The organism is Flavobacterium sp. 28YEA47A, from assembly GCF_041262125.1.
Classification (GTDB): Bacteria; Bacteroidota; Bacteroidia; order Flavobacteriales; family Flavobacteriaceae; genus Flavobacterium.
Genome location: NZ_JBGCCI010000013.1, coordinates 1 through 15,005, shown reverse-complemented (window position 1 = coordinate 15,005; position 15,005 = coordinate 1). Strand labels below are relative to the sequence as shown.

The window sequence follows — 15,005 nt, the reverse complement described above, 5'->3', positions numbered from 1 at the left end:
TGTTCACAACAATTTTAGCCCAACCTCGACAAAAGATTTACGTTCCCTAAATTTATTAAGGATAATTTTAAAAACAAAGAGTATGCATTTGAGTCACGATGAAGAAGATTACAATTTATCCTTGTCCAAGTTCGAATCTATGTTGAAAACTAACAAAGTTCTCTTCTTTGATTCGGAAGAATTTGAAGAAATTATTCTTCATTACCTGGATATGGGTAAAGCGTCTCTGGCTAAAAAAGCCTTAAAATTAGCGCTTGAGCAGCATCCACGTTCTACAGGCTTAAAACTAGTACAAGTAGAAATGTTGGTATATGATGACAAGCTTGAAACAGCTGAAAAGCTATTAAATGAACTCTACGCCATTGAACCACAAAACGAGGAGATTTTTATCCAGAAAGCCAACATTTATTCCAAAAGAGACAATCATGAAAAAGCGGTAGAATTATTACAGGAGGCCTTAAAACTTACTGATGATTATGCTGACGTTTATAACCTGATTGGTATGGAATATCTTTTTATGGACAATCTGGAATTCGCCAAAGAGAACTTTATTAAATGCCTTGAAGAAGATGTTGAAGACCAGGCCGCATTATATAATGTGGTGTATTGTTTTGAATTTTTAGACCAAAACAAGGAAGCTATTGAATTCCTTGAGAAATATATCGACAGAAATCCGTATAGTGAAATTGCATGGCATCAAAGCGGAAGGCTTTACTATGGATTACAGGATTATGAAAACGCATTGCGATGCTTCGATTATGCTTCGATGATTGATGATGAATTCATGGGCGCTTTTATGGAAAAGGCAAAATCACTGGAGCGTCTTAAACGTTATGAAGAAGCAATTGAAAGTTATAACAGGACTATCGAATTAGACGATCCTACGTCGTATGCGCTATTGCGAATTGGAAAATGTTATGAGAAATTAGGTAACAAGCCTTTGGCTTTAAAATATTTCCATAAGACGGTACATGAAGACCCATTATTAGACAAAGGATGGATTGCCATTACTGATTTCTATGTAAGACAGAAAAACTACCAAAAAGCGTTGTTCTATGTAAATAAGGCGATAGGAATCGATAACGAAAACAGATTGTACTGGAAACGTTATGCAACCATCAACAAAGCCTTGGATTTTCTGGAAGAAGCCGAAATGGGATATAGAAAAGCCGTAGAATTTGGTGACTATGAACTAGACACCTGGCTCTATTGGATTGACATATTACAGAACTTAGGCGAATATGACGCTGCTATCCATACATTATTGCAGGCTTCAGAATATTTCCCTGAAGAATTCCAATTAGAATATCGTTTGGCCGGACTTTACTTCATGGATGGAGACGATACCAAAGGTAAGTTTCACTTGAGTAATGGTTTACGTGTAAGTTTTGAAAATAATACAATCTTAGAAAACCTATTTCCAGATGTTTGGGCAAGAGAAGATGTCCAGGAAATGATAAACAAGAAATAGACAATACTGAGGATAACTTTTAAAGCCTGACAAAAATGATTAATTTCGCTTTGTCAGGCTTTTTAATTTTGGTTATATGGAAATCACTCACTTATTCGGACTTCTTGGAAAAAACATCGCATATTCTTTTTCAAAAGGATATTTTACGGAAAAGTTCAAATCTTTAAATTTGAAAAACTACGATTACGTAAACTTTGATATTCCATCAATCGAAGAATTTCGTGACATCAGACAGAAAAATCCCAACTTAAAAGGGATGAATGTAACGATTCCATATAAAGAAGCCGTTCTGCCCTATTTAGATAAAATTTCCAGAAAAGCAGAGAAAATTGGTGCTGTCAACACCATAAGAGTTACCCGAAAAGGAAATTTAAAAGGCTACAATACCGATTATTATGGTTTCAAGAAATCTTTAGAACCTCTGTTAGAACCACATCATAAAAAAGCCTTGATTTTAGGAACCGGAGGCGCCTCAAAAGGCGTTGCTTTCGCATTAGAAGAACTTGGAATCTTATACACGTTCGTTTCCAGAGAAGCGACAGGTGAAAGTATTGGATATAATTTGGTTAATGCTACCACGTTTGACAATCATCAGATTATCATCAATTGCACTCCATTAGGTACATCACCTAATACCGATGCTTATCCACCTATTCCTTATGAGTATTTTACACCAAAGCATATTGCTCACGACCTGATTTATAATCCGGCAGAAACGATTTTCCTTAAAAAAGCAAAAAAACAAGGCGCAAAAATTAAGAACGGTTTAGAGATGCTTCAATATCAGGCAGAAAAATCATGGAAAATCTGGAATAAATAAACATTAAAAAAAGATAAGACTACTATCGTTCTGATAAAAAACAGATTACCAAAATCTGAAACAATCTTATTCGCAAAAAAAGAATAACCTAGAAAAATCAAGTAAAATATTGGTTTTTCTTTGAATTTTCAGTTGCCTTTACTATCTTTCCAAACGAAAGTATTACCAACCATAAACATTTAATGATGTTAGACGAAAAGAATGATAACCTGCATGAAGCAGATGGAAGTAATGAGAATGAAACACAAGATGTGTCTCAAAACGAAAATTCGCAAATTGAGGAGCCAATCGAAAACAACGCTGATGCTGCAGAAGTAAGTTCAGACGATGTAAATGATGCTGTTTCTGAAAATGCGGATGCAATAGAAATTTCTCCAGAAGAACTGGAAGAAACCGTTGTTGTCAATGACAACCAAAAAGCTTTGGACGCCATAGCGGATTCCAATGCCGAAGAAAGCGAAGATGAAACTCTTAAGGAACGCCATGAGATTCCAATGCAGGATTATGAAGCAATGGACATGGAATCACTTGTTGCGGAACTGGAAAAACTGGTTACTGTAGAAAAAGTGATGTCTGTAAAAGACCACGTAGAAGAGCTTCGCACTGCTTTCTTATCAAAATACAACCATTTCATAGAAGAAAAAAGAGAAGAATTTCTGGCCGAAAATCCGGATACAACAGAAGATTTCCATTACCATCTTCCATTGAAAATTAAATTTGATACTTTAATAAATCAATATAGAGATAAGAAAAACACTCATTTTAAGAGCCTTCAAAACAACCTAAAGGCAAATTTAGATGTACGTTTGGCAATTGTTGAAGAACTCAAAGAATTAATCAATCCTCAGGAAAACATCAAAGACACGTTGAAACATTTCAACGAGCTACGTGAAAGATGGAAAAATGCAGGACCAATTCCAAGAGACAAATACAACCACGTTTGGAACAACTACCATTTCCATGTTGAAAATTTCTATGACTACCTGCATCTTGACAGAGAAGCCAGAGATTTAGATTTCAAACACAATCTTGAACAAAAGCAAAGAATTATTTCACGAGTAGAAGAACTTGTCAATGAGTCGGATGTAAACAAAGCATTCCGCGAACTGCAAGACCTACATAAAATCTGGAAAGAAGATATCGGCCCGGTTTCAAGAGAACACCGTGAAGCTATTTGGAATACTTTTAGCGAATTGACTAAAAAAATCCACGACAAGAGAGAGCTTTTGTTTGAAAAACAAAGAGGTACCGAGCAGGAAAATCTTGAAAAGAAAAAAGATATTATATCAAAAATAGCAGAACTCGCTAAGGAAAAAGTAGAGGCGCACTCTTCATGGCAGGGACAAATTGAAAAAGTTGAGACCTTACGTAATGAGTTTTTTGCTACCGGAAAAGTTCCTGCTGATGTTAATGAAGAAACCTGGTCTGCATTCAAAAATGCTGTCCGTGACTTCAATGCGTTGAAAAACTCATTCTATAAAGACATCAAAAAAGACCAGCAAGAAAACCTAAACAAAAAAATGGCTTTGGTCGAAAGAGCAAAATCTTTAAAGGATAGTGAAGACTTTGGGGCAACCACTCCAGTAATGAAACAAATTCAGGAAGAATGGAAGCAGATTGGTCATGTTCCTAGAAAATATTCAGATAGTATCTGGAAAGAATTTAAAGAAGCCTGCAATCATTATTTTGACAAACTTCATGCCCAGAGAAATGAAGTAAATTCAGAAGAATTGGAAGCTTTTGAGAAAAAGAAAACGTATCTTGAAACCATCAGGGATTTTGAATTGACTGGCGATCATAAAACAGATTTGGATGCTATCAAAGCTCATATCGAAACATGGAAAGGCTTTGGAAAAGTACCACACGCCAGACGTCATATTGAAGGAAAATTCAATAAGATATTGGATGCCTTATTCGACAAGCTGAGCCTGAGTAAAAAAGATTCAGAAATGGCACGATTCAATAGCAGAATTGACCAGCTTTCCAGCTCTGACGACAGCAGAAAACTAGAAAATGAGAAAATCTTCCTGATTCGTAAAATCGAAGAAGTACAACAGGAAATTTTCCAGCTTGAAAACAACATCCAGTTTTTTGCCAATGCGAAAAAAGACAATCCGATGGTGCTTGAAGTAAAGAAAAACATCGAAAGACATAAAGAGAGCTTACAGATGTGGAAAGATAAGTTGAAGCAAGTAAGAAACTTAAAAACAGAATAAAATTTCATAAAAAGCCCCGCATTTGCGGGGCTTTTCTTTGATTTATAGCATTTAATGCCCTATTCCTTTTGTTCCTTTAGGATAAAAGGTATCTTTGCGCAATGAAATGGATTAAAAACATAACAGTGTTTTTTGTGTTCCTGGCTTCTTTCCTTTTTACCCAAACAGGAGAAGCTAAGGCCTTTGGCGCTGTATCCATTCCTCTAAATAAAAAGTCTATTGAACAGGTTGATTTCCTCAAGGCTTCTGCCTTAATCAACCAGGAAGTAAGTATACATTCAATCTCAAATCCTAGAGCAGATCTTCCTACCTATGCCAAGTGGTTTGAGTTATATTACAACATAAGTTTTTCAGGGTTCAGCGCCTGCGAAGCTACTGCAGCTTTTTTGAAACAAGACATCAATCGATGCCTGAATGTTTCAATCTTATTATTTCCCTTCCATATTTTCTGGTGATTTTTATTTTGTTGAATTAAAAATCTAAGGCTGTACTTTACAGCCCACAGTTACTATTTATTAAATAAAAAAAAATGGATACAGCATCTCTTATCATAGGGCTTGTGCTGACATTAGTTTGCGCCGTGCCTTTATTCTATATTGCCAACAATCAGGCAAAAAACAAAAAGAAAGTAAAAGAAATCTTCAATCACTTCCGTCAGGGAAAATATGATTTTTCAACACGAGAAACACATTATAAAAAGATCTACGCCTTAGACAAAGACAATAAAGGCTTTTTATTTATTGACTTAAATAAAGAAAATGACAGGGCTTCTTTCGTGGATCTAAACGAAGTCAATTCTTGCAGGATAGAAGAAACATCTTCAGGAAATGACGACAAAATATTATTTACGTTCAAGTTAAAGAACGGGAATACAACCTCAATCGTGCTATACGATTTAGAAAATGATAAACTAGGAAAGGCCTATTGGCAAGAAAACGAACAAATAGCCAAAAAATGGCAATTGATTGTTGAAAGTACTATCTAAAGTTAGTTGTGTTAATTATAATTCATTTGAAAGGGCCGTCTATTTTTAGACGGCTTTTTTGTTTTACAGCTTCTTGGCTTCATTCCAAAAGACATCCATTTCTGCCAATGTCATTTCAGATAATTGTTTGCCTAGTTCGCCTGCTTTATTTTCAAGATATTGAAATCTCTTGATGAATTTTTTATTGGTTCTTTCCAAAGCATCTTCAGGATTGACTTTTAAGAATCGGGCATAATTAATCATCGAAAACAAAACATCTCCAAATTCCGCCTCGATTTTATCCTGATCTCCGTTTTTGATTTCCTCCTGGAATTCTTGAATTTCCTCTTCTACTTTATCCCAAACCTGATGCGGTTCTTCCCAATCAAATCCAACGCCTTTTACTTTATCTTGTATTCTACTTGCCTTTACAAGTGCCGGAAGGCTTTTAGGAACACCTTCCAAAACCGATTTTTTTCCTTCTTTTAATTTCAGCTTTTCCCAATTCTGTTTGACATCTTCTTCATTTTCCACAACTACATCTCCATATATATGCGGATGGCGGTAAATCAACTTTTCGCATATCTCATTGCAAACATCAGCAATGTCGAAATCATTGGTTTCGCTTCCTATTTTGGCATAAAAAACAATATGCAGCAAAAGGTCTCCCAATTCTTTTTTGACTTCCTGCAGGTCGTTATCCAGAATTGCATCGCCCAATTCGTAGGTTTCTTCAATGGTAAGATGTCGTAAAGTCTGCAATGTCTGTTTTTTATCCCAAGGACATTTTTCACGCAGATCGTCCATAATATCCAACAATCTACCAAAGGCATCGAGTTTTTGCTGTCTTGTATTCATAGGAAAGGTTTTTATAAAAGTAAAAAAAATAGCCACAGATTAGAGGATTTTCACAGATTTTGGACTTATCCTATCTGTGCTAATCTTTTAATCCATGGCTTAAAATTGTATAGAAATTATTAATTTTTGCTTGGAATATTTTTCAGGATCTCCAGAACAAATTTCCAGTATTTTTGAGCCGAAGCAATATCAGCTCTCTCATCCGGAGAATGCGCTCCTTTGATTGTAGGTCCAAAAGAAATCATATCCATTTCCGGATAATTGGTTCCTAATATTCCGCATTCTAATCCTGCATGACAAGCTACTACGTTTGGCTTGCTTCCGTTTTGCTTCTCATAGATCCCCGTTAATACATCAAGGATTTCTGATTTTGCATTTGGAGTCCATCCTGGATAAGAACCTGTAAATTCAACTTCGCAGCCCATTAGTTCAAATGCTGAACGTAAAGCGTTTGCCAAGTCCATTTTTGAAGATTCTACAGACGAACGCGTCAGACATTGTACCGATAATTTTCCTTCGCCTACAATAACTTTTGCAATATTGTTAGATGTTTCAACTAAATCATCGAAATCAGCACTCATTCTATAAACGCCATTATGAGCAGTATACATTGCTCTTACGAAATAGAATTGTGCAATTGAAGGCATTACTTTCGTTGGAACCGTTTCTAGTTTTTCAAACAAGATTTCCAGATTAGGCTCCATTGTCTTGAATTCTGTCTTGATTTCATTTACGATTTCCTGCATGTCAAAAACAAATGCTTCATCATACACTTTAGCGATAATCACTTTAGCAACGCTCTCACGAGGAATTGCGTTTCTAAGGCTTCCACCTTTGATTTCGGAAATCTGCAAACCAAAATTATCAAAACCGTCAAATAATAAACGGTTCATGATTTTATTGGCATTACCTAGACCTTTGTTAATATCCATTCCAGAATGCCCGCCATTCAATCCTTTAACCGTAATGGCATATCCAACTGATCCTTCCGGTGTATCTTCTTCATCATATTCAGCTGTTGCTGTCACATCAATTCCGCCAGCGCATCCTATGTCGATTTCATCGTCTTCCTCTGTATCCAAATTCAACAGAATTTCACCATCAAGCAGGCCTCCTTTTAAGCCCATTGCTCCGGTCATTCCTGTTTCTTCATCAATCGTAAACAAAGCTTCGATTGCCGGGTGAGGAATATCTGTAGATTCCAAAATAGCCATTATAGTAGCAACACCAAGACCATTATCTGCTCCAAGCGTGGTTCCTTTAGCACGAACCCAGCCATTGTCTACATACATTTCAATACCTTGGGTATCGAAATCAAAGACTGTATCGTTATTTTTTTGGTGCACCATATCTAAATGCGACTGCATAACGATGGTCTTCCTATTTTCCATACCAGCAGTTGCCGGTTTTTTGATGATTACATTCCCTACTTCGTCTTCGATAGTTTCAAGACCAAGTTTTTTACCGAAATCTTTCATGAAAGCAATAACTCTTTCTTCTTTTTTTGAAGGACGAGGCACAGCATTCAAATCGGCGAATTTATTCCAAAGTGCTTTTGGCTCAAGGTTTCTTATTTCCTGACTCATTATTTATTTTGAATTTAGTGTATAACAAAGTTACAAAATCCTACAGGCTAAGACTGGTCTTAAAGGATATGTTTTTCAAATATTTTTTTGGCTTTTTTTACAGAGACTTCTTTTTTCCAAACGTCTTTTGGCTGTATACAAACTACCGGTGCCTTTTTACACATTCCCTGGCAGTCCATTTTTGAGACGCAAACCTTATCTTCCAGACCAAACTCAATAATCTTATTTTTGAGGTAATCTTTCGGGTCTTTGTTATACTTACCACACTTTTTTCCATTACAGAAAAAAATTATCTTCTCGTCATTTTTCTTTTTCATAAACCATCAAAGTAAGCTCTTGATTTTGCGTTAAAACCTACTGCAATTTTACGACTTATTATTCTTTCCTGATGAGTCCCGGATATTAATTTTTGCCTAAAATTTGACTTCTAAAAAACTTTAAATCGTTCTGTCGTATATTTACGCAAACAAACATTCTATTTATGAAGAAATCGAAAATTATTTGGAGCATTTTTTTAGTGGTTCAGATAATTGTGCTCAAAATAGTATCTTTCTTTCCTGAAGTCATCGAAAAATACTACAGTAATGGCTTCTATCTAAAGGTTTCTAAAATTTCAAGGACCGTTTTTGGCAACCTTCCATTTTCAGTAGGTGATGTTTTGTATCTGATTTTGATTCTTTTCCTGCTGTTCAAACTTTATAAAAAGAGGAAAGACGTTTTTTCATGGAAATCGTGGAAAATGGATTGGAAATCGAAGTCGCTTACTGTATTGAGCTTTATCTCTATTTTTTATTTTTTCTTCAATGTCCTATGGGGATTAAATTACCATCGTGTGCCTTTATACACTAAAATGGGTATCGACAAAGAATATACGTTGGAAGAATTGCAGGCTTTTACAAAAAAAATGATTGCCAAAACCAATGAAGTACATAGCAGGATTGTAAAAGATGACAGCTTGCAGGTTATCAACCCTCATGATATTGAAACCATATATGCCATGACATTAAGCGGATATGGCAATCTTGGAAAAAAACACTCCTACTTTGAATACCAATCACCAAGCATAAAAAAGTCGCTTGTGAGTCTACCGTTAACTTATATGGGTTTTGGTGGCTATCTGAATCCTTTTACGAATGAGGCCCAGGTCAATTATAAGATTCCAAAATATAACTTCCCAACAACGGTTTGTCATGAAATGGCACATCAGATTGGTTATGCCTCAGAAAGCGAAGCTAATTTTATAGGCTATCTGGCCTCTATAAACAATAAAGACGATTACTTTCAATATTCGGGTTATTCCTATGCTTTGAAATATTGCCTAAGCAATCTCGAAAAAATTGAAGAGGGAAAAAGTAAAGAATTCCTGCCACTCATTCATCCGGGAATACTTAAAAGTTTTCAGGAAACAAAAGATTTTTGGAAAAGCTACCAGACTCCTATCGATACATTTTTTCATTATTTCTATGACAATTTCCTCAAGATAAATCAACAAAAAGACGGCTTGGAAAGCTACAGCAAATTTGTGGGACTCATGATTGGTTATTATAGAACAGAAGAATTATAAGCAAAAAAAATACTACAAATATAATTCTTGCGTTGTTTCATAAACCAATCCCTCAACTTTATGAAAAACTATTTTATTAAAATTTCCATTCTTTTTTTAGCCGTTTCATTTGCCTCTTGCTCAAATGACGATAGTAGTCCATCTGTAACAAATACTGAATTTTTCAATATTAATGTTGGTAACCGATGGGTTTACAAAAAATATGATTTTGATTTCAGTAATCCTGGTGTTTATACTTTTTCAGGCCAAACTGAGACAGTAGAAGTGACGGAAATTGTAACCGTCGATGGATTGAGCTTTTCTAAATTAAAGCACACTAAAACTTTCGAAAACAACTCAACCCCGATTATTGAATATGAGTTTCTAAGAATTGATGAACTCGGTCATTTGAGAAGTGTTTATACAGGTACAGACGAAACTATGGCTCATTTTGTTGCAAGCGATGGATTTATCCAACATCCAGGAACAGATTCCGGATTTCAATTTGTTCAAGAACAACCGTGGGGAACAATTACTTATAATTTAACAGGAGAAACGGCAATGAGTGTTGAAAACAACAATTATCGCGTCTTGCCATATAAAGGCGTATTCATTCCTACCGATGTTAATCTTGTGAGCAAAACTGTAGAATACAACTATCAGAAACAGGTCGGGCTTGTTAAAAGAGTTTGCCATGCCGTTTCTTCTAATTATTCATGGGAAGATCGATTGGTTTCTTATACCATTGTTCCTTAATTATAGATAATTTTCTATATCTCGTCAAAGGTAAAACTGGTAAAGCTTTTCTTTTTATAAGGCCTTACGATAAGTCTTCCTTCACGATCAAAACGGATATAATTATAGAGCCAGTTTAAAAAGACAACCGCCTTATTTTTAAATCCGATTAGCGAGAAAAGATGGACGAACATCCATACAAACCAGGCAAAAACACCATGAAAATGATAATTTGGCAAATCGACAACGGCCTTATTCCTTCCAATTGTTGCCATTGATCCTTTGTCATTATAGTGAAATGGTTTCATTTCTTGTTTTTGAATGAGTCTTATAATGTTTTCTCCAAGTAATTTGCCTTGCTGTATTGCTGGTTGTGCCACCATAGGATGTCCTTGTGGAAATTCTTCGGTGGCCATCATCGCAATATCACCAATTGCAAAAATATTCGGGAAACCGAGAACCTGGTTGTATTCATTGACCTTAATTCTTTCTACTTTTTCCAACAGAGAAGAAGCCGGAAGACCATTAACAATTGCTCCTTGTACTCCAGCTGTCCATATTAATGTAGCAGTTTCCAAAATAAGGCCTGTATTAGTAGAAATTGTCCTTCCGTCATAACTGGTCACCCTGATATTTTTTAAGACGTTTACGCCCAAATTTTTCAGGTATTTTTCTGCAGCGGCTGACGATTTTTCAGACATTGTATTCAGTATCCTATCACCACTCTGAATCAGATTGATTTGCATTTTGCTGATGTCCAGATCCGGATAATCCTTTTGCAATATGGCATTTTTCATTTCGGCTAAAGCGCCAGCCAGCTCTACGCCTGTTGGCCCGCCTCCAACCAGAACAAAATTAATAAGTGCATTTCTTTCGAGCTCATCATCTGTCAGAAGTGCCTGTTCAAAATTTTCGAGAATCAGACTTCGGATATTAAGCGACTGCGGAATCGTTTTCATGGCAATGCTATTCCTTTCAATTTCTTTATTTCCGAAATAATTGGTCTTAGAACCGGTTGCAATGACCAGATAATCGTATCGGAGCTCTCCAATATCAGCTATAACCTTATTGCTTTTTGTATTAATTTCATTTACATGACAAAGCCTGAAGTAGAAGTTTTTATATTCGTGTACGACTTTCCGAATTGGATAAGCAATAGAACCTGCTTCTAGGCCGCCAGTAGCCACCTGATACAGCAAAGGCTGGAAAGTATGGTAATTGTGCTTGTCTAAAAGTACAACCTGCACAGGTTTATTTTTTAATTTCTTGGCTAATGCAATTCCTGCAAAACCGCCACCAACTATAACAATTCTGGGATAATCTGACTGTGGAATATTCATCTTGCTTTATTCTTACTGCAAGATACGAAGTTTTCTGCCTAAAATTGGGCTGTCCACGACCCTATTAAAAATAAAATTTAGCTAACTTGTAACAAATTTGTTTTGTACGCTACTAACACAATATGGGTCAAGATTTAGAAAAGTCTTTTGTCAAACAGTTAAAAGAGAACCAGAATATAATCCACAAGATTTGTAGATTATATACGTCTGGTGAAGACGCCCATAATGATCTTTTTCAAGAAATAACAATCCAGCTTTGGAAAGCATATCCTAAATTCAGAGGTGACTCAAAATTCACCACCTGGGCTTATCGGGTTGCCCTGAATACAGCTATTACTTTATATAGGAAAAGCACACGGTCAATATCAACAACAGAATTTGACAATACAAAGCATTTCATTAAGCAGGAGGATTATAATTATGAAGAAGAAGAGCAGATAAAATTAATGTACAAAGCCGTATATCAATTAAACGATATTGAAAAAGCTTTAATTTTTATGTATCTGGAAGACAAGGATTATGAAGAAATATCAGAAACCTTGGGAATCAGCGAAGTGAATGCGAGAGTGAAAATGAACAGGATTAAAGGAAAATTAAAGAAAATATTAAATCCTTAATAGGGAAATAAAGAATATGAAAGAATTAGATTTATTAAAGAAAGACTGGCAACAGAGGGCAAATTCCTTCCAACAGGTTTCTGAAAAAGATATCTATAAGATGATCCACAAGAGTTCGTCATCTGTGGTACGCTTAATATTAATTATAGGAATTTTCGAATTTTTATTTTGGATAGGAATCAGCGTCTTCTCAAATAATGATGATTATTTTAATAAACTTAATCTTGAGAATGTAGTAACGTTTTTAAAAGTGCTCTCTTACATTCATTATGCAATTATTATCTTTTTCATCTATGCATTTTATAAAAATTATGTAGTTATCTCAACAACGGACTCCACTAAAGTCCTGATGAAAAATATCCTGAAAACACGAAGAACCGTAAATATTTATGTATGGTATAATTTAGGAATGGTTATTACCTGCCTAATAATAGGATTTTATTTAGCCTATTTTTACAATCCTGAATTAGCCATGGTAAAGGATAAAATTGAGCATGATGGTATAAAAACCTTAGTGGTTTTTATCGGGATAATGGTCTTAATGTTAATCGTATTGACGTTGATATTCTGGCTTTTCTACAAATTGCTCTATGGTATCCTGATGCGAAAACTCTATAAGAATTATGAAGAACTAAAAAAGATTGACCTTTAACAGAATTTGATTATAAAAAAAAGGAGATGGGATTAATAATCCCATCTCCTTTTTTTGTTTAATTCTTCTTCTACTTTTAAGACTTCTTCCAAAACTTCCGGTTGAAGTACTTTTAAAAATGAAGGATGCTGCTCAATAGCGTATTCTACTTTTTCAACGATTTCTTCAATAGAATCGTTTTCATAATCAATATCTAATGGTTCTTTGACAATAAAGGATTGAAGTATTCCTTTTTTCTTCAGGCGTAGTCCTTTTTTATCAAAAGAACGTCTAAAACCGTCAATAACAATCGGGACAACAATTGGTTTGTGCTGTTTGATAATATGAGCAGTACCTTTTCGTACGGGTTTAAAAGACTTTGTAGTTCCTTGTGGGAACGTGATTACCCAACCATCTTCCAAAGCAACCTTAATATTTTCAGTATCGTTTAGGTTAACTTCACGTTGGATATCTTTTCCTTTGGCACGCCAGGTTCTTTCAACTGTGATAGCTCCTGCATAAGCCAAAATTCTAGGAAGAAGACCTTCTTTCATTGTTTCTTTGGCTGCCACATAATAAATATTAAGCTTTGGATTCCAGATATAACCAATATTTTTTATGTTATCTTCTCTTCCTTTCAAGCTGGCATTAAAAACATGGAACATAGCCACTACATCCGCAAAATAGGTCTGGTGATTTGAAATAAACAGCACGTTTCTATCCGGTAGCGCCCTAATGATTTCAGAACCATCAACTTGCAGTTCATTAAAGCCTCTATAGCGTCTATGAGTTAGTATTCCGAACACGCGGATAAGCCATTTTTTCAAAAAAAGTATGTGGCCAAAAGGATTTCTTTTAAACAATCCCATAAGAATTCAGCATTTTTAAAACAGAACGGCAAACATACAAAATCATCGTTATTAAAGCACTCTTTTTATCGTTTCTTTAAGCTCATTAAGCATCATTGCTGTTGCTCCCCATACAATATATCCTTGTAGATCAAATGCAGGCACTTCAATCTCGTCAGAATAGGATGTTTTCAATGGAACAACAGTCAGATTAGAATCATCCAAAAGATCTTCAAGAGGCAATTCAATCATTTTTGCAACTTCATCAGGACTTGGATCAAAAGTCAATTCGTTCTGGGAAACTCCTAAGAATGGGAAAACTAAAAACCTGCTTGGTGGTATGTATACCTCTGAAAAAGCTCTTACGACCTGTATTCTTTCAGGCAGAACGCCAATTTCTTCAAAAGTTTCGCGAAGTGCAGTAGCTTCCAGATTTATATCTTCCGGCTCTACCTTACCACCAGGCAAAGCTATTTGTGAAGAATGAACTCCCGTAGAAGCATTTCTTAAAATCAAAGCTAGGTAGGCTTTTGAATTTTTAGGATACGCCAGCATCATGACAGCAGCATTTCGAAGTCCTTCTCTATCATATGATTGATTAAGCAAAGCAGAAATGCGTTCAAATGAAGCCAATTTTACATGAGCTTCGACGGCTGGTAGCGTTTCTTTTTCTATTTTTGGGAGGTATTTTAAAAATGCTTGAAAATCCATTATAAATTTTGCAGTGTTATCCAATAAAGGTACGCAAAATTAATTTTAATCAAATCTATTTATCCAAATGTACAGCAAGGCAGAAGCACAAATCATAAAAAAAGAATTCTGGGTCAATTTCGCTGAGGAATATCCAAGAAAATGGCTTCTCTATGATACCAAAATAAAAGATTTCTCTTTTAAATTTTATGTCGACAACAAAAAGGCGCAAGTACTCATTGATATCGAATCTAAAGATGAAGAGAAAAGAAAAATCTACTTTGAAAAAATTGAGTCTTTAAAACAGATTCTTATAGACGAATACATTCCTGATGCTATTTTTGAAAGAAACTTTCATTTAGAAACAGGAAAGATAATCAGTAAAATTTGGGTTGAAAAGACAGGAATTAGCCTTTTTAATAAGTCAACCTGGCCAGCCATATTTGATTTTTTCTATGAAAATATGGATGCTTTTGAAAGGTTTTTCTATGAATACCAAGACTATATAACTGATTTAGAAATCAATACATAATAGCATTTTCATTCTCGAAGATTTTATAAGCCAATTTTAATTGGCTTATTTTATTTATGAATTATCTCCAAAACAAAAAAGGGTTCCCTATGGGAACCCTTTTCAAAGGAAGGCGGCGACATACTCTCCCACAGGATTGCAGTACCATCTGCGC

Annotated in this window: 16 protein-coding genes; 10 read left to right on the top strand and 6 right to left on the bottom strand. The window is 35.2% G+C overall.

Going from position 1 to position 15,005, the window contains the following annotated elements; genetic code table 11:
• Window positions 1–82: 82 nt before the first annotated feature.
• The 5 genes from ABH942_RS15585 to ABH942_RS15565 all read left to right on the top strand — a co-directional run bounded on the left by ABH942_RS15585 (window position 83) and on the right by ABH942_RS15565 (window position 5,492).
• Complete coding sequence (locus ABH942_RS15585) at window positions 83–1,471, top strand: tetratricopeptide repeat protein (protein ID WP_370033570.1); 1,389 nt, start codon at window positions 83–85, stop codon at window positions 1,469–1,471.
• A gap of 76 nt (window positions 1,472–1,547) precedes the next feature.
• Window positions 1,548–2,291, top strand: coding sequence for a shikimate dehydrogenase (locus ABH942_RS15580; protein ID WP_370033569.1), 744 nt, complete (start codon window positions 1,548–1,550; stop codon window positions 2,289–2,291).
• A gap of 185 nt (window positions 2,292–2,476) precedes the next feature.
• Window positions 2,477–4,507: a DUF349 domain-containing protein gene (locus ABH942_RS15575; protein ID WP_370033642.1), complete on the top strand. Its 2,031-nt coding sequence runs from the start codon at window positions 2,477–2,479 to the stop codon at window positions 4,505–4,507.
• Between the two features lie 101 nt (window positions 4,508–4,608).
• Complete coding sequence (locus ABH942_RS15570) at window positions 4,609–4,962, top strand: hypothetical protein (protein ID WP_370033567.1); 354 nt, start codon at window positions 4,609–4,611, stop codon at window positions 4,960–4,962.
• Between the two features lie 74 nt (window positions 4,963–5,036).
• Window positions 5,037–5,492: a hypothetical protein gene (locus tag ABH942_RS15565; protein ID WP_370033565.1), complete on the top strand. Its 456-nt coding sequence runs from the start codon at window positions 5,037–5,039 to the stop codon at window positions 5,490–5,492.
• 63 nt (window positions 5,493–5,555) lie between these two features.
• On the opposite strand, the gene mazG is transcribed toward ABH942_RS15565, so the two are convergent.
• The 3 genes from mazG to ABH942_RS15550 form a co-directional block, all read right to left on the bottom strand.
• Window positions 5,556–6,329 (bottom strand): nucleoside triphosphate pyrophosphohydrolase, encoded by a 774-nt coding sequence (gene mazG, locus ABH942_RS15560; protein ID WP_370033563.1) that lies wholly within the window; start codon window positions 6,327–6,329, stop codon window positions 5,556–5,558.
• A gap of 119 nt (window positions 6,330–6,448) precedes the next feature.
• Window positions 6,449–7,915: an aminoacyl-histidine dipeptidase gene (locus ABH942_RS15555; protein WP_370033561.1), complete on the bottom strand. Its 1,467-nt coding sequence runs from the start codon at window positions 7,913–7,915 to the stop codon at window positions 6,449–6,451.
• A gap of 59 nt (window positions 7,916–7,974) precedes the next feature.
• Window positions 7,975–8,232, bottom strand: coding sequence for a ferredoxin (locus tag ABH942_RS15550; protein ID WP_139997842.1), 258 nt, complete (start codon window positions 8,230–8,232; stop codon window positions 7,975–7,977).
• Window positions 8,233–8,396: 164 nt separating this feature from the next.
• Between ABH942_RS15550 and ABH942_RS15545 the strand changes: the two genes are divergently transcribed.
• Both ABH942_RS15545 and ABH942_RS15540 read left to right on the top strand, forming a co-directional pair.
• The gene (locus ABH942_RS15545) at window positions 8,397–9,479 is read left to right on the top strand and encodes a DUF3810 domain-containing protein (protein ID WP_370033559.1); all 1,083 of its coding nucleotides are present in this window, start codon (window positions 8,397–8,399) and stop codon (window positions 9,477–9,479) included.
• Window positions 9,480–9,539: 60 nt separating this feature from the next.
• The gene (locus tag ABH942_RS15540; protein ID WP_370033557.1) at window positions 9,540–10,214 is read left to right on the top strand and encodes a hypothetical protein; all 675 of its coding nucleotides are present in this window, start codon (window positions 9,540–9,542) and stop codon (window positions 10,212–10,214) included.
• Between the two features lie 14 nt (window positions 10,215–10,228).
• On the opposite strand, the gene ABH942_RS15535 is transcribed toward ABH942_RS15540, so the two are convergent.
• A complete protein-coding gene (locus ABH942_RS15535; RefSeq protein ID WP_370033556.1) occupies window positions 10,229–11,533 on the bottom strand; it encodes an NAD(P)/FAD-dependent oxidoreductase in 1,305 nt (434 codons plus the stop codon).
• A gap of 122 nt (window positions 11,534–11,655) precedes the next feature.
• Here ABH942_RS15535 and ABH942_RS15530 point away from each other — a divergent pair, with 122 nt between their 5' ends.
• On the top strand, window positions 11,656–12,150 hold the full coding sequence (locus ABH942_RS15530) for an RNA polymerase sigma factor (RefSeq protein WP_056073003.1): 495 nt from the start codon (window positions 11,656–11,658) through the stop codon (window positions 12,148–12,150).
• Between the two features lie 16 nt (window positions 12,151–12,166).
• On the top strand, window positions 12,167–12,802 hold the full coding sequence (locus ABH942_RS15525) for a hypothetical protein (protein ID WP_370033553.1): 636 nt from the start codon (window positions 12,167–12,169) through the stop codon (window positions 12,800–12,802).
• Between the two features lie 32 nt (window positions 12,803–12,834).
• Here ABH942_RS15525 and ABH942_RS15520 read toward each other — a convergent pair whose 3' ends face one another.
• Together ABH942_RS15520 and ABH942_RS15515 are read right to left on the bottom strand one after the other, a co-directional pair.
• Window positions 12,835–13,650, bottom strand: coding sequence for a 1-acyl-sn-glycerol-3-phosphate acyltransferase (locus ABH942_RS15520; RefSeq protein WP_139997850.1), 816 nt, complete (start codon window positions 13,648–13,650; stop codon window positions 12,835–12,837).
• Window positions 13,651–13,701: 51 nt separating this feature from the next.
• Entirely contained in the window at window positions 13,702–14,340 is a 639-nt protein-coding gene (locus ABH942_RS15515; RefSeq protein WP_370033551.1) for a CoA pyrophosphatase, read from the bottom strand.
• 67 nt (window positions 14,341–14,407) lie between these two features.
• Between ABH942_RS15515 and ABH942_RS15510 the strand changes: the two genes are divergently transcribed.
• A complete protein-coding gene (locus tag ABH942_RS15510; protein WP_370033549.1) occupies window positions 14,408–14,851 on the top strand; it encodes a DUF4268 domain-containing protein in 444 nt (147 codons plus the stop codon).
• The last annotated feature ends 154 nt before the right edge of the window (window positions 14,852–15,005 follow it).

What these genes read in the sequence shown, in the direction of transcription:
- ABH942_RS15515 (WP_370033551.1), bottom strand. Translation starts at nt 14,340, where the DNA reads ATGGATTTTCAAGCATTTTTAAAATACCTCCCAAAAATAGAAAAAGAA.
- ABH942_RS15520 (WP_139997850.1), bottom strand. Translation starts at nt 13,650, where the DNA reads ATGGGATTGTTTAAAAGAAATCCTTTTGGCCACATACTTTTTTTGAAA.
- ABH942_RS15545 (WP_370033559.1), top strand. Translation starts at nt 8,397, where the DNA reads ATGAAGAAATCGAAAATTATTTGGAGCATTTTTTTAGTGGTTCAGATA.
- ABH942_RS15530 (WP_056073003.1), top strand. Translation starts at nt 11,656, where the DNA reads ATGGGTCAAGATTTAGAAAAGTCTTTTGTCAAACAGTTAAAAGAGAAC.
- mazG (WP_370033563.1), bottom strand. Translation starts at nt 6,329, where the DNA reads ATGAATACAAGACAGCAAAAACTCGATGCCTTTGGTAGATTGTTGGAT.
- ABH942_RS15555 (WP_370033561.1), bottom strand. Translation starts at nt 7,915, where the DNA reads ATGAGTCAGGAAATAAGAAACCTTGAGCCAAAAGCACTTTGGAATAAA.
- ABH942_RS15575 (WP_370033642.1), top strand. Translation starts at nt 2,477, where the DNA reads ATGTTAGACGAAAAGAATGATAACCTGCATGAAGCAGATGGAAGTAAT.
- ABH942_RS15525 (WP_370033553.1), top strand. Translation starts at nt 12,167, where the DNA reads ATGAAAGAATTAGATTTATTAAAGAAAGACTGGCAACAGAGGGCAAAT.
- ABH942_RS15540 (WP_370033557.1), top strand. Translation starts at nt 9,540, where the DNA reads ATGAAAAACTATTTTATTAAAATTTCCATTCTTTTTTTAGCCGTTTCA.
- ABH942_RS15510 (WP_370033549.1), top strand. Translation starts at nt 14,408, where the DNA reads ATGTACAGCAAGGCAGAAGCACAAATCATAAAAAAAGAATTCTGGGTC.
- ABH942_RS15585 (WP_370033570.1), top strand. Translation starts at nt 83, where the DNA reads ATGCATTTGAGTCACGATGAAGAAGATTACAATTTATCCTTGTCCAAG.
- ABH942_RS15570 (WP_370033567.1), top strand. Translation starts at nt 4,609, where the DNA reads ATGAAATGGATTAAAAACATAACAGTGTTTTTTGTGTTCCTGGCTTCT.
- ABH942_RS15580 (WP_370033569.1), top strand. Translation starts at nt 1,548, where the DNA reads ATGGAAATCACTCACTTATTCGGACTTCTTGGAAAAAACATCGCATAT.
- ABH942_RS15565 (WP_370033565.1), top strand. Translation starts at nt 5,037, where the DNA reads ATGGATACAGCATCTCTTATCATAGGGCTTGTGCTGACATTAGTTTGC.
- ABH942_RS15550 (WP_139997842.1), bottom strand. Translation starts at nt 8,232, where the DNA reads ATGAAAAAGAAAAATGACGAGAAGATAATTTTTTTCTGTAATGGAAAA.
- ABH942_RS15535 (WP_370033556.1), bottom strand. Translation starts at nt 11,533, where the DNA reads ATGAATATTCCACAGTCAGATTATCCCAGAATTGTTATAGTTGGTGGC.